The organism is Paenibacillus sp. H1-7 (assembly GCF_022354825.1).
Lineage (GTDB): Bacteria > Bacillota > Bacilli > Paenibacillales > NBRC-103111 > Paenibacillus_S.
On record NZ_CP031168.1, the window covers coordinates 350,765 to 371,533 of the forward strand.

General features: G+C 52.2%; 18 protein-coding genes and 1 rRNA gene. 18 read left to right on the forward strand and 1 reads right to left on the reverse strand.

The genetic code is table 11. The annotated features are described in order from the left end of the window. The first annotated feature begins 76 nt into the window (after positions 1 to 76). Positions 77 to 193, forward strand: a 5S ribosomal RNA gene (gene rrf / locus DVH26_RS01625). Between the two features lie 157 nt (positions 194 to 350). Beyond that, complete coding sequence (locus tag DVH26_RS01630) at positions 351 to 836, forward strand: hypothetical protein (protein ID WP_239630860.1); 486 nt, start codon at positions 351 to 353, stop codon at positions 834 to 836. A 29-nt stretch (positions 837 to 865) separates the two neighbouring features. Here the strand turns inward: DVH26_RS01630 and DVH26_RS01635 are convergent, their stop codons facing one another. Beyond that, positions 866 to 1,384: a hypothetical protein gene (locus DVH26_RS01635; RefSeq protein ID WP_239630861.1), complete on the reverse strand. Its 519-nt coding sequence runs from the start codon at positions 1,382 to 1,384 to the stop codon at positions 866 to 868. Positions 1,385 to 1,564: 180 nt separating this feature from the next. On the opposite strand from DVH26_RS01635, the gene DVH26_RS01640 reads away from it, so the two are divergent. From DVH26_RS01640 to DVH26_RS01715, 16 genes are all read left to right on the forward strand, one after another. After that, a complete protein-coding gene (locus DVH26_RS01640) occupies positions 1,565 to 1,768 on the forward strand; it encodes a sigma factor G inhibitor Gin (RefSeq protein WP_239630862.1) in 204 nt (67 codons plus the stop codon). Positions 1,769 to 1,886: 118 nt separating this feature from the next. Further along, entirely contained in the window at positions 1,887 to 3,347 is a 1,461-nt protein-coding gene (locus DVH26_RS01645; RefSeq protein ID WP_239630863.1) for an aminotransferase class I/II-fold pyridoxal phosphate-dependent enzyme, read from the forward strand. A 413-nt stretch (positions 3,348 to 3,760) separates the two neighbouring features. Continuing rightward, positions 3,761 to 6,091 (forward strand): AraC family transcriptional regulator, encoded by a 2,331-nt coding sequence (locus tag DVH26_RS01650; protein ID WP_239630864.1) that lies wholly within the window; start codon positions 3,761 to 3,763, stop codon positions 6,089 to 6,091. Between the two features lie 392 nt (positions 6,092 to 6,483). Next, positions 6,484 to 7,482: an ABC transporter permease gene (locus DVH26_RS01655; RefSeq protein ID WP_481857568.1), complete on the forward strand. Its 999-nt coding sequence runs from the start codon at positions 6,484 to 6,486 to the stop codon at positions 7,480 to 7,482. Then, on the forward strand, positions 7,482 to 8,363 hold the full coding sequence (locus DVH26_RS01660; RefSeq protein WP_239630865.1) for a carbohydrate ABC transporter permease: 882 nt from the start codon (positions 7,482 to 7,484) through the stop codon (positions 8,361 to 8,363). The genes DVH26_RS01655 and DVH26_RS01660 overlap by 1 nt, the downstream gene beginning before the upstream one ends. Positions 8,364 to 8,419: 56 nt before the next feature. Next, positions 8,420 to 9,949 carry an extracellular solute-binding protein gene (locus DVH26_RS01665; RefSeq protein WP_239630866.1) on the forward strand — a complete coding sequence of 510 codons (1,530 nt, stop codon included), beginning with the start codon at positions 8,420 to 8,422 and terminating at the stop codon, positions 9,947 to 9,949. A gap of 392 nt (positions 9,950 to 10,341) precedes the next feature. After that, positions 10,342 to 11,103 (forward strand): DeoR/GlpR family DNA-binding transcription regulator, encoded by a 762-nt coding sequence (locus DVH26_RS01670; RefSeq protein WP_239630867.1) that lies wholly within the window; start codon positions 10,342 to 10,344, stop codon positions 11,101 to 11,103. A gap of 98 nt (positions 11,104 to 11,201) precedes the next feature. Then, the gene (locus DVH26_RS01675; protein ID WP_239630868.1) at positions 11,202 to 12,287 is read left to right on the forward strand and encodes a zinc-binding dehydrogenase; all 1,086 of its coding nucleotides are present in this window, start codon (positions 11,202 to 11,204) and stop codon (positions 12,285 to 12,287) included. Positions 12,288 to 12,448: 161 nt separating this feature from the next. After that, entirely contained in the window at positions 12,449 to 13,327 is an 879-nt protein-coding gene (locus tag DVH26_RS01680) for a carbohydrate ABC transporter permease (RefSeq protein ID WP_239630869.1), read from the forward strand. Positions 13,328 to 13,480: 153 nt separating this feature from the next. Further along, on the forward strand, positions 13,481 to 14,248 hold the full coding sequence (locus tag DVH26_RS01685; RefSeq protein ID WP_239635250.1) for a carbohydrate ABC transporter permease: 768 nt from the start codon (positions 13,481 to 13,483) through the stop codon (positions 14,246 to 14,248). Between the two features lie 48 nt (positions 14,249 to 14,296). Further along, positions 14,297 to 15,589 carry an ABC transporter substrate-binding protein gene (locus DVH26_RS01690; protein ID WP_239630870.1) on the forward strand — a complete coding sequence of 431 codons (1,293 nt, stop codon included), beginning with the start codon at positions 14,297 to 14,299 and terminating at the stop codon, positions 15,587 to 15,589. A gap of 79 nt (positions 15,590 to 15,668) precedes the next feature. Next, complete coding sequence (locus tag DVH26_RS01695) at positions 15,669 to 16,436, forward strand: glycerophosphodiester phosphodiesterase family protein (RefSeq protein ID WP_239630871.1); 768 nt, start codon at positions 15,669 to 15,671, stop codon at positions 16,434 to 16,436. An 11-nt stretch (positions 16,437 to 16,447) separates the two neighbouring features. Further along, positions 16,448 to 18,133 (forward strand): ribulokinase, encoded by a 1,686-nt coding sequence (locus DVH26_RS01700; RefSeq protein WP_239635251.1) that lies wholly within the window; start codon positions 16,448 to 16,450, stop codon positions 18,131 to 18,133. Between the two features lie 88 nt (positions 18,134 to 18,221). After that, positions 18,222 to 19,310, forward strand: coding sequence for a phage baseplate protein (locus DVH26_RS01705; RefSeq protein WP_239630872.1), 1,089 nt, complete (start codon positions 18,222 to 18,224; stop codon positions 19,308 to 19,310). Positions 19,311 to 19,503: 193 nt separating this feature from the next. Next, positions 19,504 to 20,145 carry a dTMP kinase gene (tmk, locus tag DVH26_RS01710; protein WP_239630873.1) on the forward strand — a complete coding sequence of 214 codons (642 nt, stop codon included), beginning with the start codon at positions 19,504 to 19,506 and terminating at the stop codon, positions 20,143 to 20,145. Positions 20,146 to 20,431: 286 nt separating this feature from the next. After that, on the forward strand, positions 20,432 to 20,761 hold the full coding sequence (locus DVH26_RS01715; RefSeq protein ID WP_239630874.1) for a cyclic-di-AMP receptor: 330 nt from the start codon (positions 20,432 to 20,434) through the stop codon (positions 20,759 to 20,761). The last annotated feature ends 8 nt before the right edge of the window (positions 20,762 to 20,769 follow it).

A 20,769-nucleotide genomic window follows, 5' to 3' on the forward strand; every position in this document is an offset into this window, starting at 1 on the left:
GTATCTAGTTTTCAAGGAATAAATCCTTGAACAAAGCGTATGCTTACGAAGCCAGTTTTCTAACGAAAACTCTTAGTTTGGTGATGATGGCGGAAGGGAACCACGCGTACCCATACCGAACACGACCGTTAAGCCTTCCAGCGTCGATGGTACTTGGACCGAAGGGTCCTGGGAGAGTAGAACGTCGCCAAGCAACGGCAAAGAGCTTTTCTGGATAAATTCCAGAAAGGCTCTTTTTTGTTTTTCTTGATTATGGCTGATCGGCGGACCGAATAGAAAGCACACGGGTAAACGATAATAAGCGTGGAAAAAGGGTGGGGCATTCATCTGTTATAATGGAGGGAGTCCGAATGAAAAGATCCGTTATCATTTCCGTTGTGTTATTGCTTTTTTTGACGGCTCCAATAAGCTGGGTTGCAGCTGCCGACGGCTTGTACAAGCTGGAGATGAACCAACAATGGCAGGGGACCGGCACAACCGAGCAAGGGGAGATCACCGGACAAGCGTATCGTTCGGGCCGAGGAACATTTTCCGGTGGACGAAGCCCTGGGGCGACCCGAGGGGGGACAACGACACCTGGCAGAGCTCCAGCTAACGTAACTACCAACCCGCGGACGACACCGAACGTGCCGAATACGACACGTGGAGGCTGGGGAGGCATTTTTGGCGGCTTCGCGGCCGGCGCTCTGCTGGGAAGCTTGTTCAATCCTTTTGGCTTTATGGGTTTCGGTCCAGGCGCCGGATCGCCGTTATCCATTATCGGGCTTCTGTTTTGGGGTGTGATCATTTATTTGGTGTATCGCTTTTTCACCCGATCCCGAAGAAATCAATCCTAAGCACTCGGTTTTAACCCTGCTTGCTTTCTTTATTGTTCATAGCACGAGGCATCCTGATCGTTTAACTTCAAGTAGCCATTCTCCTGATGCTGCCGCATGAAGAACTGGATGATAAAACGCGGAAGCATAATCCACACATGAATGAACATCAGATGAAGGATTACCGTAAGCGGGATCCACGGATAAAAGCAGCCGCATATGACAGCTGTAACCCAAAGTAAATGGATATTCATACCTTGGATCCGGTACAATGCGATATAATTGGTAGGAGCATATCCAAACCAAGGAAGCGTAAATTGAAATTTCCATTGGTGCAGCGGCCGCTTTTCTTTTAAGGTGAAATATAAATAAATCAGCACGGTATGGAGTACTGGGATCAGCAATACCCCAATCAGCATAGGGAGAGGCTGCAGACGAATCAAATCCCACAAAAATAAGATACCCGGCAAGCACCAGTATGCAATAAAATAGCGCGAGTTATAATGAATTCTCTGCAGCAGCTTATAATGGTAAATTGTCGATTCTTTTGATAATTCCTTTCGTATCACGTTGAACCTCACTCGTCCATTTTCATAGATTTGAATTGCAATTTCTTTATCGGCAAAAGCGGTAAGAAATATAAGCTTTTCGGAACCAAGTACATGCCATTTTCATAAAAATATATCAACAACGTTTACTTTAAGAGAAAGCGGACATACTGGTAGAAAAGAAGAATAGAGGTGAGACGTATGGGAGACGCCGTACAACAACAGCCTGTTGTAGCCCATAACTGCATCATCTGCGGACAAACGAAGGAAAATGGCATTATGATTATATCCGAATTCATCTGTGAAGAATGCGAACATGAAATGATCCAAACTGACGTTATGGATGCCAAATATCCTTTTTTTATCCACCAAATGAGGCAAATCTTTTACAAAAAGAATGCATAATCCTGTTTACAAAGAAATGAAGGCTCGCTGATGGGAATTACCCGTTGGTCGGAGCCTTTTTGTTTTGTTACAATAGAGGAGATAAAATGATTGAAAAGCTAACGGGGAGATTTACACCATGGATAAATTCAGCGCTCCTTTATTCGAGCGATTGGTAGAGCATGCTCAAGGCCGTCATGTGAGCTTGCACGTTCCCGGCCATAAATCGGGACAAGGCCTGGATGAGGCCGCACGGCCATACTATGAATCGATCATGCAGCTCGATTTGACGGAGATCTCGGGATTGGACGATTTGCATCACCCGGAGGAAGCCATTTTGGAAGCGCAGCAGCTGGCTGCGGCATGCTTCGGGGCCGAGGAGACGTTTTTTCTTATAAACGGGAGCACGGTAGGCAATTTGGCGATGATTATGAGCGTCTGCCGCCGCGGCGATCTGCTGCTTGTGCAGCGGGATGCGCACAAGTCCGTTATTCATGGCTTGATGCTGGCTGGAGCACGGGCCGTATTCCTGAATCCGGAGATCGACCCTGTGACGGGGTTAACGTTAGGGGTTAGGCAGGAAGACGTAAAGGCGGCGCTGCAAAAATATCCTGAAGCGCAGGGGCTGCTTATTACCAGACCAAGCTACTACGGTATGGCGACTCCGCTTGAAGGCATTGCGCAGCTGCTGCACGATTACGGCAAGCCGCTGCTGGTGGACGAGGCTCACGGCGGCCATTTCGGATTCCATCCGGCGCTTCCGAAGTCGGCGTTATCCTGTGGGGCTGATGTGGTGGTTCAATCCACCCATAAGCTGCTTACCTCGATGACGATGGGGGCTATGCTTCATGTCCAGGGAGAGCGGATAGACCGCAAGGAGCTGAAGCGGTACTTAACGATGCTGCAAAGCTCAAGCCCGTCCTATCCATTGATGGCAAGTCTGGATCTCAGCCGCAGGCAGCTGGATACGCATGGGATGGACATGCTGGAGCGCGGAATCCGCATTGTCGATCAATTCATGGAGCGGATGAGAGATCAGACCCGGTTCACGTTTTTGCTCCCTGGCCGCGATATTGAAGTAGGACGGGATCCTTTCAAAATCGCCATTAAAGATGCGGCGGACTTCATGAGCGGTTTCGAGCTGAAGGATGCGCTGGAGGAACGCGGCTGCTATGTAGAGCTGGCCGATCCCCAAGCGGTGCTGCTGGTTTTCAGCATGGCATCGACCGAAGAGGATGCGGAAAAGCTCGCTCGCGCACTGGAGCAGATAGCGGAGCTGAGGCACGATGTCGAGGCGAAAGGGACAGTAAGCGTGACGCTGCCATCTTATTCGGCCATGACCGGATTATCCGAGCCAGTGTCCTTCGACGAATCGGTCTACAGGAAAAAGGGGACGGCTCAAGTCCCGCTGAGCGATACGGTGGGCCTTTTGTCGGCCGAGATGGTCGTTCCGTATCCGCCCGGCATTCCAGTGCTGAGTCCCGGAGAAGTGATAACCTCCGATGTTGTCCGATATTTGCAGCAGCTGGTGCGGATGGGTGCCCGTATCCACGGATTGATAGACGGCGAGCAGCCGATGCTGTCCGTGCTGATTTCTTAGAAGCAGTGAAGGAAGAAACGCAAGCTCCGGCGGCATGGCCGGGCATGCGTTTTTTGCGTTGAGCGTGCCAGGGTCATGCCCACTTTTTACGATAAGAGGATCATAAAAATTGTTCCTTGAGCAAGCTAATACTCAGTCGCTATGATAAAAAATGGGCATGTACGCAAACGATTACAGCATAAAGCGCAAAGAGTCAAGTAGCCGACATGGACAAAGGCTGGACTAGAATGCCCGGATGTCCAGACAGGCGCCCGCATACACTACACATAGCATCGTTGCGCAATGCATACCTAAAATACAATAACTGCGCTGCTTATCTCATTATAGATCCGTGGTCCGCTCAATGTATTGTAACGCGGCCGGTCCATCGATAAACTAAAAAGACGTGAAGATAGCCACGAGGGGGTCACAGCATGAAATACGGTTATTTTCGCATCCGGAATCCATTCGAAGCATTCCGAAAGACGATGCTGCGGCGAATGCTTGTCGTATCGCTGTTAGCATCTATTATCCCCGTTATAGCCGTAGGGGTGTCCAGTTATTATTTCTCAGCCTCGGCGATCCGCAAGGAGGTAGACCAGGCGAATGCCCGAGTCCTGATGCACGCCTCTTATTCCATAGATACAACGCTTCAAAGGGTCCGAAGCAATGCATTGCAGATGCTGCTCGGGTCGTTTTTCAGTTCGAATTTGACGGAATTGAAATGGACGAACTATTCCGGATTTTACTCCAGTTTATTTAAAAATTTATCGTCCTTGCAGATTAGCAATGCCGAGGTAGGGCACATCCTCATGTATATTCCGGAGGACGATTACTTGATTTCTCCGGATGGAGGGGGACGCAAGCTAAGCGGAGAAGAGGAGCGGAGGCAGCTTCAGCAGCTGATGGCTTCACCCGAAGCGATGAGCTGGGTTCATGAGCCGTTTCTTTTCATGCCGGAGCCGGAGGGTGGGCAAAGGGGGGTAACCTTGATCTGTCAGGTGCCGTTCCAATCGCCGGAGCCGATCGGGCTTCTGTTCGTTCAGTTAGCTCCAACCTTCCTGCAGGAAAATATGACGAAGTACTCGGTCTACGAAGGGGAACAATCGTTTATATTGGATGATAAAGGAGAGTGGGTCGTCTCCTCTGCGGGACAAAAGGCTCCTGAAGGGTTATTCGAGCGGGTTAAGGAACAAGCGGCGAAGGGAAGTCCGTTCTCCTTCCGTTGGAATAACAAGGATTACCTGGTTACGTCCTATGTCTCCTCCTTTAACGGATGGACATATCTCGATATGGTGCCTCTCCAGGCGCTTAATGCCAAATCGCGGGGAATTGCTGTCATAACGGCAGGCATCATTATTCTCTTTTTGCTGCTGGGCGGCACGGCGACGGCTTGGGGAACGAGGCGCATCTACCGGCCGATCGAGCATCTGGTCTCCCTTGTGCGCGGCAACCGCCAGGGAGAGCTGCACACGGATGAAATCGGCTATGTGCAGAGCCGCTGGGCCGAGCTGAACCAAAAGACCAGCGGCTTGCAAACGGAATTGCGCGAGCAGCTTCCGGCTATCCGCGAGGCGTTTGCGCTGCAATTTATTCAGGGGCATTTTGCTCATTATACGCCGGAGCAGCTGGAAGTTATTTTTCAACGGTATGAGGTGCCCTACCGTCACTCGCATGCCGTGTTCATATTGGCATATGATCAGTCGCCGAATAGCGGCAGCCGGTTCGGGGAAAGCGATAAGGAGCTGATCGTGTTTACGATCAAAAATATTGCGCAGGACCTGCTGCTGCAAAGCGGCGTTAACGGCATGACGGTCAACCTGCTGAACGACAAGGTCGCTATATGGCTGTGGGAGGACGCTTCCGATCCGGCCGATTGGTTCGCAGGCGTTCGTGATTTCGCGGGACAGGTTCTATCGGAGCTGTCCAATTACTTGATGCTGCCCGTAACGGCAGGAATCGGGGAAGGGGCCGGGCAGCCGAACGAGCTTCCGATGCGGTTCGGACAGGCGGCGATGGCGATTCGTTCCCGGTTTTGGGCGGGAACAGGACAAGTCATCCGCAGCACCGATCTGGATGCGCAGGAGCCTAAGCCGTACCCGTATCCGTTCGAGATCGAGGCGGGTCTGGAACAGGCGCTGCGAGTCGGCGACGCGGCGGAAGCGGAGCGGCATCTGGAGCTGTTCGCTGTATATGCCAGGGACACTCTCCGGGAGACGGAGGGGATCCGGACGGCATACTATCAGCTGTTCACCGCGACGATGCGGGTAGCCTTCTCGCTGAATCTGAAGCCGGACGATCTCGGAGGGCATTCGGATGAAGTTGATCCGTACCGGCAAATCGGAAGATGCCGCTCGATCGGCGAGCTGAACGATTGGTTCCTCGAGCGGCTGGTGCGTCCGATCGCACACAATGTACTGCAGCGGCAAAACCAGGAGTACGCCAGAACGCTCGATGCAGCCGTATCGTATATCGAAGAGCATCACCATCTCGATCTGTCGCTCGACCAAGTGGCGGAAAAATGCGGGCTCAGCCCGCCTTATTTCAGCAAGCTGTTCAAACGGGTAATGAACGTGTCGTTCATCGAATATGTAACGGCCTATCGAATCGAGAAGGCCAAGACCTGGCTGCTCTCGACGAATTTATCCGTGTCCGAGGTAGCTGAGAAGGTCGGATATCAGCCGAAAAATTTTATCCGTGTATTCAAAAAGCATACCGGTCTCACACCCGGTCAATTTCGTGAATCGGATTCGGGACAAGCCTAGCGCCAAAAGAATAGAATAAACATCGAGCCGCAGTCTCCTCCTTCTACCACAGGAGCCTGCGGTTTTTTTGCGTTGCTGCACCGCTTTCGGCAGGGCTCATTTTTTAATGGGCAGGTCTGCTTAAAAAGTGGGGATCGAGGTGAATAACCCAGGCTCCATGCGGTATCCGGAGCGTCGCGGGGGTGAGGGGCACCCTCTTTTTTTGACGCTGCCGCGGCATAAGAATTGGACCTTGAGCCCATGGTCATGGTCGCTGTACTATACAATCATTCGGTCCGGCTGAAACGATTCGATTGACCAAGGTAACCCAACGGACATGTTGGTGAAAGGCTTTACAATAATGGAATCAATGTCGCGGCAGCTTAGGACAACTAACTTGGGAGGTGAACCGCATGGAACAAACCGGAGCTGAGGCGATCCGCGGAACGGGCAAGCAGCCGTCTTCTTTGCGAACCGAAGGGATGAAGCGGAAGGAGCGCGGGGTGCTGCAGGAGTGGGCCGTCGCCATAAAACGGGATAAGTGGTTGTACGTACTGGCTGCGCCTGGACTGTTGTTTTTCCTCATATTTAAATATTTTCCTATCTGGGGATTGGCTTTGGCATTCAAAGATTATTCGCCCTGGAGCGGGTTCTGGGCTAGCGATTGGGTCGGGTTCAAATATTTTCAAGAGTTCTTCTCCAATCCGGATTTCTGGATGCTGTTCCGGAATACGATGGGCATCAGCTTCATGAACATTATCTTTTTCTTCCCGATGCCGATCGTGCTGGCATTACTGTTGAATGAGGTTCGCGGGATGCTGTTCAAGCGTTTCGTGCAGACTGTCGTCTATTTGCCGCATTTCTTGTCATGGGTCGTCATAGTCGGGATATGCTACCTGCTGTTCAGTCAAGGGACAGGCGTAGTAAATCAGCTCATTACCGAATCGGGAGGCAAATCGATTCCGTTCCTTACGGATCCGAGCTCCTTCTGGCTCATGCTGACAGCGCAAAGCATATGGAAGGAAGCGGGCTGGGGAACAATCATCTTCCTCGCGGCGCTGACCGGCATTAATCAGGAGCTGTACGAAGCGGCTCAAATTGACGGAGCCAACCGCTGGAAGCAGATGCTGAACGTTACGCTGCCGGGAATCCGCAGTACGATCGTCGTGCTGTTCATTCTGCGCCTTGGACAAGTGATGGAGGTCGGCTTCGAGCAAATTTATTTGATGGCCAGCGCCCCGGTTTCTCACGTTGCCGATGTATTCGATACTTATGTATACCGCGTGGGTATATTGAACGGGCGATTCGGCTACGCAACCGTTGTCGGCGTGTTTAAATCCGTTGTCGGTCTTATTCTTGTCGTCGGAGGCAACCGTTTGGCCAAAAGGTTCGGAGAGGAGGGGCTGTACTGATGAAACCTACCGCATCCAGCCGTCTGTTTGAAATTTTCAACTATGCGATTCTGACCGTTGTTTCGTTAGTGACGATCCTGCCTTTCTTGTACGTTATTATCGTATCCTTCACGGATGCGAATGAATATGTTACCAAATCGGTCGTGCTGTTTCCGGAAAAATGGAGTCTCGACTCGTACCGGTACATTTTGTCGACTAACACCTTTTTACGCTCTATGGGAATTAGCGCAGTGCTGGCCATCGGGGGAACGATCCTAAGCCTGGTGGTAACCAGCTCGCTATCCTATGTGCTTTCGCGCCAGCGGCTGAAAGGGAAGCAGTTTTTTCTCGTAGCGATCTTGCTGACGATGCTGTTCCAGCCGGGAATGATCCCGAACTACATGCTGGTCGATTCGCTCGGCTTGACGAACACGCTCTGGTCGCTTATTTTGCCCGTACTGACGGGAGCTTGGTATGTATTCCTGATGAAAAACTTTTATCAGGAGATGCCTTCGGAGCTGGAGGAAGCGTCCAAAATCGACGGCTGCTCGGACATCGGTGTCTATTTCCGTATCATGCTGCCGCTCTCGCTGCCTGCGCTTGCTGCATTCGGGCTGTTCTTCGCCGTAGGGTATTGGAATACGTACTTCAACGCGGTGCTCTACATTAACGACGATACGCTCCGGCCGATGCAGGTGATTCTGCAAATGCTGCTCATCCAGGCTTCCACTCAGGTTGCCGATCCGAGCATTGCCGCTATGATTCAGAGCGAGCAAACCGTACCGCCGGACGTTATCAAAATGGCTGCGGTTGTCGTCTCCTCCTTGCCTATCGTTATCGTGTATCCGTTCTTGCAAAAGTATTTCGTCAAAGGGATGATGGTCGGCTCGGTTAAAGGCTAAAGAAAGGATAACCGCAGCTGTCTATAGAAACCATACATTAAGGGAGGTCTTTAAGAATGAGCAAAATGAATAAAATGATGGCAGGTGCCGTTTCGGTTGCGTTAATCGCATCTCTGACCGCATGCGGCGGCAAGTCGGGCTCCGAAGCGTCGTCGAAGGATAGCGGCGCGGCCGGCAAGCCGATGGATATTTCCATTACAACCATTGCTTTCGGCGCGACTCCTACAGGCGAGCTGGAAGGGCTGAAAAAAATCGGCGAGAAGTTTAACGCCAACCTGAAAATCAACTACATTCCGGCGAACAACATTACCGAGAAATTGAACGTGCTGCTTGCCTCCAACGACATTCCCGACGTTACGTTCGTAGAAGATTTCGGAACGACACCGAGCTTCCTGAACGCTATCGACAAGGGCGCTTTCTGGGAATTGACGCCTTTTATTAAAAATTACCCGAATTTATCGAAATATCCGCAAAACGTGTTCGACAACGCTTCGATCAAAGGCAAGCTGTATTCGCTGCCAAGGGTACGTCCGCTGGACGGAGCTCAGGCGCTCATTTTGCGCAAGGACTGGCTCGATAAGCTAGGGCTGCAGCCTCCGAAAACGATGGACGAGCTGTACACCGTATTGTCCGCCTTCGCGCAAAAGGATCCCGACGGCAACGGAAAAGCCGATACGTTCGGTTTAGCGCTGTTCGGTTCTCCGGGACCGGCAAACTATTTGATCAGTATGTTCGGAGCGGGTGTCGGCTGGCAAAAGGATGCGAACGGCATCACGCCGAACTGGATGACCCCGCAGGCGAGAGAAGCGCTGCAATTCTGGAACAAAACGTATCAGGCGGGCGGCATCGTGCCGGATTTGCCGGTAATGAAGAGCCAGCAGGTGCGGGATATGGTCGTGCAGGGGAAAGCCGGCGCCGCTATCAACAACGTAGTGGATGCGTATAAATTCAATGTCGATTTGAAAAAAGCGAACCCGAATGCCGATCTCGTAGCCTACGAGCTGCCGAAAGCGTCTGACGGCAAACCGCATTATGAGCAGGCCATCGGCTATTACGGCCAATTCCTGATCAGCAAAAAAGTCAGCGAAGAAAAGCTGAAGCGCATTTTGGAAATCTACGATTATACCGCTACCGAAGAAGGATACAACATGGGGACGTACGGCATCAAGGATGTCGATTACACGATTGGTTCCGACGGAACGGTGACCCAGACGGAGGAAGGCAAGAAGAAAGGCTACTCCGGCGATTCTACGGGCCAATGGGTGACAGGCTACTATAACAAATATTTGCGCGCCGCTACTTCCGGTATGCCAACCGATGTGCTGGAATACAACAAGAAGCTGATCGATACGATTGGAAGCCAATCCGAGCCGAATCCGGAATACGGATTGACCAAGTCGGCCGCGTTCAAGGAAAAAGGCGCAGATTGGAACAAAAAGATCAACGATATGATGATCAATGTGATTATCGGGAAAGCCGGTATGAACGATTGGGATCAGTTCGTTAAAACAATGAAAGAAGACGCAGGATACCAAAGCCATATTAAAGAAATGAATGAAAGCTTCAAAGCCAAGGCACAAAAATAGCGCCTGGCTCTAGCTGATCAAAGATAAGCCCGCTTGCCGCTTCGATGAAGCTGCGAGCGGGCTTTTGTCATAAAGCGAGTGCATGCTCCAGGACGGTCTAGGGCGCGTTTTTTTATACTTCTGCGCGAAAATTCGCTCTCATCGATTGTTCGAATCAAGCATGAATGAGCAATTTCGAATACGTACGAACATATGATTAAGATTTTTCAAAGATTTTGTAAAAGTAAAACGGTTTCCGACGTCACTACTTCTCTTTTTCAGCGGCAAAAAAATAATTAAAATCACAGTATTGACAAAAAGGATGACCGCGATGTAATCTAAAAGTGCAAAAACGAGCACTAATGAACAAAATAATGCGCGAAGTTGTTTATTTGTAAACTGGGGGGAGCGTATTGCTGGCAGCGGAGAGAAAATGGAGAATCGTCGAGTATGTCAGGCACTATCAAGCCGTTTCGGTCAGCGTTTTGGCCAAGGAATTCGGCGTTCACGAAGCAACGATCCGCAGGGATCTTGCGGAAGTCGAGCAGGAGGGATTGCTCAAACGGACACGGGGCGGCGTCATTGTAGAGCGTTTAACGAATAACGAGCCTCCCTTCCATGAAAGGTCGAATGTCCAGCTTGAGCAGAAGATGCGTATCGGTAAAATGGCCGCGAGCCTGGTGGAAGACGGAGACCATATCATCATTGATTCCGGCACGACTACGCTTCATATTGCCAAAAACTTGATTCATCATTCCCATCTTACCGTCGTAACGAACGATATCAACGTGGCAGCCGAGCTCAAGGATGCTCCGGGCGTGACCGTTACGGTAACCGGAGGCGAGCTGTACCCGTCCAGTTACATGCTGAACGGCATGTTTACCGACCATGTGCTTCGTTCGCTCCACGTGTCCAAAGCATTTCTCGGTACGCCGGCCATCCATCCGAAGCACGGGCTCATGCACCCGGAGGCTCAGCTGGTATTGGCCAAGCAAGGGATGATCGCTGCGGCGCAGGAGGTTATCGTCGTAGCGGACGGCACGAAGCTCGGCAAAATTTCATTACACACCGTGACTCCGAACAGCTCCATCCACACTTTGATTACAGGCAAAGAGGTGTCGGAGTTCGATATTAAGCCGTTTCGGGATGCGGGGATTCAAGTGCTTACGGTATAGGCCCATTCCATACTCAGGTGAACCTTTCCAGGCCGTCCCATTCGGCCGGAAATTCATAATCATAAACAGGATTCAGGTAGATGGAGGTGTTACGGTTAGTGGCAGCAGCAACAGTGAACTCAAGAACTTTACGATTGACACAGCCCCATACCGTTCAGGAAGTCAGGGTCGAACGGAACGTGAGGGAGGGATTCGCGGTCGTCGAGCCGACGCTGGCAAGCATATGTCACGCCGATCTTCGCTATTTTGGCGGGAATCGCAAGCCGGAGGTATTGGCCAGAAAGCTGCCGATGGCGCTGCTTCACGAGGGAATAGGCGTTGTGGTGGAAAGTCGTGCAGCGGGCATCGATCAAGGACAAAGGGTGGTCATCGTTCCGTATGTGCCCGGCTACCTATTGCAAAATGTGCAGCCGGAGCAATGCTGTCCGGCATGCCGGGGCGAGATCGAGGACAACTATTGCTCCCATAGCGAGTTTCTGGGAAGCGGGACGGACGGGATCGCTCAGAGCAGGCTGGTACTGCCGGAGCCGTGCCTCATTCCGATTCCGGATTCGGTATCCGACGAAATCGCCGTATTGGCGGAGCTGTGCAGCGTATCGTACCGGGCGCTCAGAGGCGTGGCGCATCTGCTGGACCGGGCACGAGTAGCCGTATTCGGAGACGGACCCGTAGGATATTTGACCGCAGCGATGCTTCACCATGCTTTCGGGGTCGGTAGCGACCGGCTGACGGTGTTCGGAGCGATAAGGGAGAAGCTGGACGAGTTTACCTTTGCGGCAACCGAAATGGTGCAAACCTACGATTTTTCAGCCGGTGACAAGGTTGACATTGTAGTGGAGTGCACGGGTGGACGTTTTAGTGAGAGCGCGTTGAACCAGGGAATCGACATTCTAAAGTACGGCGGGCATCTTATTGCTATGGGGGTAAGCGAGGAGCTGGTTCCCATCAATACACGAGATGTGCTGGAAAAAGGGATTACGATTCATGGCAGCAGCCGAAGCTCGGACAAAGATTTCCGTGAGGTGCTGAAGGTGATGGTGGAACCGGATTGTCAGGAAACGTTACGCCGCCTGATACCGGAACGGTTTGTAGAGGTGAACCAAGCAGATGACCTAGCTGGCGCAATGGAATCTGCTTTGGCCCACAGAGACTGGAAAAAAACATATCTCGACTTTCACTGGTGACACAGTGAAAGTCGCATGAAAATTGTACTACAGAAACGGATGCAAGTAAATAAACCGGCATCGGCTGGCAGATGCATCCGGGTACTTGACAGCTTTGAAAGCGCAATCATAAAATGGATGCACGCTTGCTTGATGAAAATGCGTAGAAAGAAGGAGGCAGCATGAGGAAACGAAAACTATGGGAATCGGTTCGTCCTTACATCATGATCGCGCCGGCTATGCTCGGCATCATCTTGTTCGTCCTTTATCCGGTGCTGTATTTGCTCAAATTAAGCTTCTACAAATACAATTTGCTGAACAAAGCCAAGAGCAAATTCGTAGGCCTGGACAACTTCAAGGAGATTTTCTCCCGTGGCGATTTCTATCATTCTTTGCTCAATACGGTGATTTATACCGTCGGTGTCGTTTTCCTAACCTTGGCCTTATCTCTCCTCATTGCCGTATGGCTCAAGAAAAAATCGCGCTTTAACGAAGTGATTCAAGCGGGTATTTTTACGCCTCACATTATTTCTATCGTCTCCGTCGCACTGGTATGGATGTGGCTCATGGAGCCGAGTCACGGCATGCTCAATTACATGCTGAAAGCGGTCGGGCTGCCCCCGATGCCTTGGCTCCAAAGCTCCAGCACCTCGCTCTTGTCCGTTATTATCGTTTCGGTGTGGCAGGGAATCGGCTATTACACCTTGATTATCGTTGCGGCGCTGCACGGAGTGAACCCTCAAATTTATGAAGCGGCGGAGCTCGACAGCGCCGGCAAGGCCGACGTATTTTTCCGGATTACGCTGCCGCTGATTTCACCACAGATCTTCTTTATTCTGATCATTATGACCATCGGTTCGTTCAAAGTGTTCGATACGGTAAAAATCATGACCGGAGGCGGACCGAGCGGATCTACAACCACCCTCGTTTACTACATTTACGAATTCAGATCGAACAGTATCGGATATGCCTCGGCTACAGGGGTCGTATTGATGGCGATTATTGCCGTGCTCACCTTCATTTATTTCCGAGTGCTGTCCAAGAGAGTTCATTACCAATAACTCGGCTATTCATGCGACCAAGGAGGTGTCCTTCCTGTGTTAGTGCAGCAAGAAAAAAGTGTAGAAAGCGTCCGTACCTACAGCGTCCGGTCGGCTTCATGGCTTAGACCGTTCCGTTGGACCGTCGGCGTACTGCTGAAAGCGGTCGTCCTTATGGTCTTCATCTTCCCGTTCTTATGGATGATCTCCACCTCACTGCAAACCTTTGAGGAGACGATGACCTTTCCGCCAACATGGCTTCCGGCGGTTCCGCAGTGGAGCAACTTTGTTAAAGCGATGAGCGCCGGTCCGTTCGTGACGTATGCCCGAAATTCCGTGATCGTGACGCTGTCCATCATCGTCCTGCAAGCGGCGGTCATGATCCCGGCGGCGTATGCTTTTGCCAAGTACAAGTTCAAGGGGAGCGCGCTCTTCTTCGGGACAGTACTGCTGGCGTTCATGATTCCGGGGCAGGTGACGTTTATCCCGGTCTATTTGATGCTCGCGGATGCGGGGCTTATCAAGTCACTATGGCCTCAAATCATTCCGTTCATGTCGAATGCTTTCGGTATTTTCCTTCTGCGCCAATATTTCATGCAGATTCCGCACGAGCTGGTCGAGGCTGCACGCCTAGACGGCGCAAGCGAGCTTATGATCATGCGGCGCATTATGATCCCAATGTCTATGCCGGCCCTGGCCACGATCGCGCTATTCAGCTTCGTCAGCCATTGGAACGACTATTTTTGGCCGCTCGTCATGACGGATTCAGCAGCGGTTCGCCCTCTTACCATGGGGATTGCGATGCTGAGAGAGACCGAAGGAATCAGCAACTGGCACATTATTATGGCCGGCAACGTAGTTCTGGTCGTTCCCATCCTTATCGTTTATATGTTTGCTTCCAAGCAAATCGTCAAGGCGTTCGTTTATTCCGGTATCAAGTAATGAGACAGACCGGCGATAACCAATCCAAATCTAAAGGAGATAATCACAATGAGGAAAAAGCTTCCGGCAATAGTAATGGCAACGGCGATGACGGCCAGTCTGCTCGCAGGGTGTTCGGGAGGAGCGACGGAGCCCGCGGCGAATCCTCCTTCCAATGCGGCGGGCGGCAAGACGACGGTGCAATTTTGGCACTCCCTGGGCGGGAAAAACGGCGACTACATCAATGAGATGATCAAACGGTTCAACGAAACGCACGACAAAATCGAAGTGGTAGGCACATTCCAAGGCTCGTATGACGAGACGGTAACCAAGCTTCAACAAGCGGTTGCGGCCAAAACCGGACCGGACGTCACGATGCTCGAGCGCGCTTACGTACAAATGTTCGCTGACTCGGAAGTGTTGGAGGATATGACGCCTTATATGAAAAAGTCCAACATGACCGCCGACGATTTCCCGCAAGGGCTGATGGGCCATTCTACATTTAATAAAAAGCTCGTTTCCTTGCCGTTTAACCGCTCCACTCCGATTCTGCACGTCAACAAGACGATGCTTGACGAAAAAGGGCTGGCCATTCCAAAAACATGGGAGGACCTGAAAAAGGTAGCCAATGCACTGGTCGTAAAAGAAAACGGGGAATACAAGCGGTATGGCTTCAGTATGCCTTATGACACCTGGTATCCTATTGCAATGATTTCCCAGGCGAAAGGGAAGTTCTTCAATGACGCCGGCACATCTATCGGCTTTACTAACGGAGAAGGCGAAAAAACGTTCAAGTTCCTGAAAGAGCTGCAAGGCACAGGCGCCTTGTACTATCCTCCGGCGCAAGACTCGGGCAATATCGTCAATCAGATGTTCACCAGCGGCAAAATCGGCATGATGTTCCAGTCAACGGGGGTTATCGGCAGCTTGAAGGACAGCGCCAAGTTCGAGTATGTTACGGCTTACTTGCCGATGGATCAAGTGTACGCTACACCGACAGGGGGAGCGAATATCTCCATTATGTCCGGCTCGCAAGCCAAAGACGCGGCATGGGAGTTTGTGAACTGGGCAATGACCGATCCTAAGGGCGGCTTGCAGTTTATACTCGATTCCGGTTACCTTCCATTTACGAAGAAGATGGTAGAATCGCAGCAAATGAAGGATTTGTGGGCCAAGGAGCCGAACCGCAAAGTCGCATACGATCAGCTTCAGTACGCAGTCGATACGAATAAGCATGTTGCGTGGACGCAAGTGATGCAGGAGTTCTTCAAGGCCATCCAGGCGATTATGTACGACAACAAGGATATCGCCAGCACGCTGGATACGTTCAAGAAGGAAACGGAGCGTATTTTAAAGAAATAGTGCATTGTGTGAAGCAGACTTGAAAGAACCGCTTCAATTGGCCTGAAGGCGATATATAAATAGAAGGGATAGAAACCAAATGATAACCCGTTTGCAAACGAATCCGTCCATTATTGTTGCCGGCCACCGCGGCTGGAAATCCGCTTATCCGGAAAATACGCTTCTTTCTTTTCAAAGAGCGATTGAATTAGGGGTCGATATGCTGGAGTTCGACCTCCGGTTTTCCAAGGATAAAGTCGTCATGGTCATCCATGACCAAACTGTGGAACGGACAACTAACGGCACCGGTAAAGTAAGCGATCTTACATGTGCCGAGCTGAAGCAGCTCGATGCCGGAGGATGGTTCGGCAAAGTGTATGAAGGGTTGAAAATCCCTACATTCGAGGAGCTGTGCGAGCTGTTAGCCTCCTATCCGGACGTACTGCTCAATGTCGAGATTAAGCCTAGCCCCGATGCCAAAGAGGTTGCGGACGCGTCTATTGCCATCCTGGAGAAATACGATTTTATCCCGCGCTGTATATTCACCTGCTTCGACGCCGAGGTGCTTGCTTATATTCATGATACCTACCAATTGAAGACGCAGGGGTTCCCGGGCGAGTTGATGTCCAATTATGTTCCAGGGGAAGACGGCACCATATCGAAAATGTGGGCTGTCGGGATTAGCATGAAGCTATTGACGCCGCAGCTGGTCCAGGATTATGAAAGGCAGGGTGTGCTGCCTTGGTGCTACTGTCCCGATACGGAGCAGCAGGTGTTCTACGCTATCGGGAGCGGGTCCTTGCTGATGACTGTGAACAATCCGGAGCCGGCCATCCAGATCCGTAAGCTGATCGAACGGAAGGGATGACCGTGCAAACGATGGAACGGCGGTATACGATCGGGATCGATTTTGGAACGGAATCCGGCAGGGCGGTGCTTGTGGACACTTGCAGCGGGGAAGAGCTTGCGTGTCATGTCACCCTCTATCCCCACGGCGTCATGGACGAGTGCTTGCCAAGCACCGGCAAACGGTTGGGCTACGACTGGGCGCTTCAGCATCCCGACGATTACCTGCTGGTATTGCGGCAGTCGGTCCCGGAAGTGCTGCGAGCCGCGAGCGTTGATCCGACACATGTTATCGGCATCGGAGTCGACTTCACGTCGTGCACGATGCTTCCTGTAGATGCCGACGGAAGGCCGCTTTGTGCGCTGGAATCGTTCCGCGATGAGCCGCACGCCTATGTCAAGCTGTGGAAACACCATGCCGCGCACAAGGAAGCGGCGCGAATTAACGAGCTGGCCCAGGCGAGGCGGGAGCCGTTCTTGAACCGCTACGGCGGGCAGACATCCCCGGAATGGATGCTGGCCAAGGCGTGGCAAGTATTGAGCGAAGCGCCCGAGGTGTACGAGGCGGCGCATTATTTCGTGGAGGCGGGGGACTGGATCGTCTCCCGTATGACAGGCAGCCTTACGCGAAGCGGCTGCGGTGCCGGCTACAAGGCGATGTGGCACAAAGCCGCCGGATACCCGCCGGCATCCTTCCTCCGGGAGCTCGATCCCCGGCTCGAGCGCTTCGTGGACACGAAGCTGTCAGGGGATATTCTCCCGCTGGGAGCAAGAGCGGGAGAGCTGACGGACGAAGCGGCGGCGATGATGGGACTCTGTCCCGGCACGTCGGTTGCCGCGGCCATTATCGACGCGCATGCCGGCGTCCCGGGGGCGGGGGCCGTGCGTGCCGGTCAGATGGTTATGGCGATGGGTACGTCTCTCTGCCATATGCTGCTTAGCGATAAAGAAGTACATATGGAAGGCGTAACGGGCGTCGTCGAGGACGGAATCATCCCGGGCTTGTTCGGCTATGAAGCGGGGCAGCCTGCGGTAGGAGACCTGTTCGGCTGGTTCGTCCGCCAAGCGTTATCACCCGAAGTCGCTCATGAGGCGCAAGAGAAAGGGATCGACGTGCACTCGCTTCTGGAGCACCGTGCATCTTTTCTCAATCCCGGTGAGCACGGGCTGCTGGCGCTCGATTGGTGGAACGGGAACCGCTCGGTTCTGGCGGATACGGACTTGAGCGGCTTGATCGTAGGGCTCACGCTGCAGACGAAGCCGGAAGACATTTATCGTGCGCTTCTGGAAGCGACTGCTTACGGCACCCGCAAAATTATTGAGACTTATGAGGAAGCGGGGCTTGCAGTTGACGAGCTGTTAGCCTGCGGCGGGCTGCCGCAGCGCAACCGGCTGCTAATGCAAATCTATGCCGATGTGACCGGACGCGAAATCAAGCTGTCCGCCTCCGCCCAGACACCGGCGCTGGGCGCCGCCATCTGGGGAGCCGTTGCCGCCGGTAAACAAATCGGGGGATATGACACCGTAGTGGAAGCTTGCGCTAGTATGGCGAAGCTGAGGGAGGAGACGTTTCGGCCCGATCCGCAGCATAAGGCGGTATATGACCGGCTGTACGAGCAATACGATCGGCTGCACGATTTGTTTGGCGGCCGGGGCGGCCGTCAAATCATGCAGGAGCTGAAACGGATCAAGCTGCAGCAAAGCCAAAGCCTTGCTTAAAACGAAAATAGGATGTCAGTGCAGTATCGTTGCTAACAGACCAGACCATAAGAGATCAAACCAGATCGAGCGGGAGGGTATGAATCCAATGAACAGTTTGTTTACGAAGAGCAAGCAATTGATCCGTACTTTATTCACGGGAAAACGTGCAGTGAAGCATGTGGCCTGCATTACTATTTTGAGTCTGCTTCCTATTCTGCAGCCCGTCGTTAGTGAGGGAAAGCCAGTGCTCCATTCGAAAATGTTCGACCTGTCGTCGGAGGCGACGGAAATCATCCGCGACAAAGCCTTACACAACGGTACCGTACTCCAATCGTTTGCTTTCGATAACGTGAACCGGCATATTTATGTCGTTCAGCTCATGGCTGGAGGACAGCAGCTTCCGGGAGAAAGCGCGCCTGTCAGCGGATCGTCGCGGGATAAGAACGGCGACTTGACGTTAACGCAGCTCGATTGGGATGGAAACGAGCTTGGGTACATGTTTTTGAAAGGCTTCGGCCACGGGGTTCAGATCGGAGTGGAGACCGTAGGAGAGACCGCATATTTGTGGACAGAAACGGATGCTGTCACAGAGGGCAGCAGCGGATGGGGAACGCAAATCGCCCGATTCCCGTTTGAGAACGGAAGCATTATGACTCCAGATTCGCCGGAGCTCGAGAAGCACCGCTTGATCGAGGGCGCAGACCGCACCACGGTCAATATCGATCCGGCCAACGGGCTGCTGACGATGCGCTACCGCAAGGACGGCGCCTTCCGCTTCGGCGTCTACGATCTGGAGCAGGTAAAAAGCCGTAACTACGAACCGGTTGCCGACGTGCCGCAGCCTAAGGTAGGCACATTTCAAGGCTTCGCTTCCTACGGCGGCTATTTGTACCTGCTGGAGGGCACTTCCTACGGCTCGGGCGGATCAGAGCCTCCTACAGGCAACACGTACATCACTGTCGTGAGCTTGACGTCCGGCGATGTCGTCGACAAGCAATTGATCACAGCGGGGAACACCTTATCGTTCCGGGAGCCGGAAGGGATGGCCATTCGGATTCCGGATGGGAAGCATCCGCAAAAAGCCGAGCTGAGCTTCGGCTTCGCCTCCAACTTCACGCCGTCACGGCTCGCGAATATATATTCTTTGGACCGGCTGATGCCGGAGCAGGCGCTCATTAAGAAAGATCGTCCTTAAGCTTAGCAGCCGCATGCTTTTGCATAACGCGCACTTCGTTGATATCAGCGAGGTGCGCGTTTTTTGTACCGGGGACGAGGAAAAGCTAGGTATTGAACGGCAAACAGTATATAATCATAGTAACCCTCTAAGGGATGCAATAAATAAATTACGAGAGCCGCAGGGCACTTATTATACGATTGGAGCAATCAAGATGCACAGAGGTATTTTCTTGACGGTCGAAGGCGGGGAAGGGGCAGGGAAGACGTCCGTCATTACGCTTGTCAGCGAATTTTTATCGTCGTCGGGGTATTCCGTGGTTACATCGCGGGAGCCGGGCGGAATTGAAATCGCCGAGCAAATCCGGTCCATCATTTTGGATACGAACCATACGAAGATGGAGGCGCGTACGGAAGCTCTTCTTTATGCGGCGGCAAGAAGACAGCATTTGGTCGAGAAGATTGTGCCTGCTCTCGAACAGGGACAAGTCGTCATCTGCGACCGGTTCATCGACAGCAGTCTTGCTTATCAAGGCTATGCCAGGGGGCTCGGGATCGATGAAGTGTTGACCATCAATCAATTTGCGATCGATCGGCTTTTTCCCGACTTGACTCTGTACCTCGATGTCCGTCCGGAGGAGGGGCTAAGAAGAATCCACTCCCGCCAGGGCCGGGAAATTAACCGGCTGGACCTGGAATCGCTCTCTTTTCACCAAAAAGTCCGCGAAGGATACCTTCAGTTAGCCGAACGATTTGCGGACCGCATCGTCATCATAGACGCCAACCGCAGTATGGACGAAGTGTTCGTCGACGTGAAGGAACAGCTGCAGAGCTTTCTGGACAAGCAAAAGCCATAAGCGGAGGCAGTACATGTCATTATAGTGCCGTTCGAACCCGGGAGGCCCTATCGGCATACAATAGCAGTGTACCCGGAATATTAAGGCTGCTTTGGGAATGGCAATGATGCTATTACGGTTCCCAAAACAGCTTTGCATGGAGCTAAGAAGGAATTGAATCGACCGGTGTCAAATTAATAGTTATGCAATATGTTTTACCATCATCTATAGACTACCTTCAGGCACTACAACATTTGCAGCAAGCTCCAACCGGAACGATTGTAAATTGTAAAGGAGGCCAACGCCAATGAAATTAGTGGTAGCCGTTGTACAAGATAAAGATAGCAACCGTCTGTCGAATGCGTTGATTAAAGAAGGGTTCCGCGCAACCAAGCTGGCCAGTACGGGCGGCTTCTTGCGGGCAGGCAACACGACGTTCATGATCGGGATTGAGGATGAGCGGGTGAACGAAGTGATGCAGGTCATCAAGGCCAACTGCAAAATCCGCGAGCAAATCGTCACTCCGGTATCGCCTATGGGAGGTACGACGGATTCCTACATTCCGTTTCCTGTGGAGGTTCAGGTGGGCGGAGCGGCTGTCTTCGTCCTCCCGGTCGAACGATTCGAGCATTATTAATGAAGGGC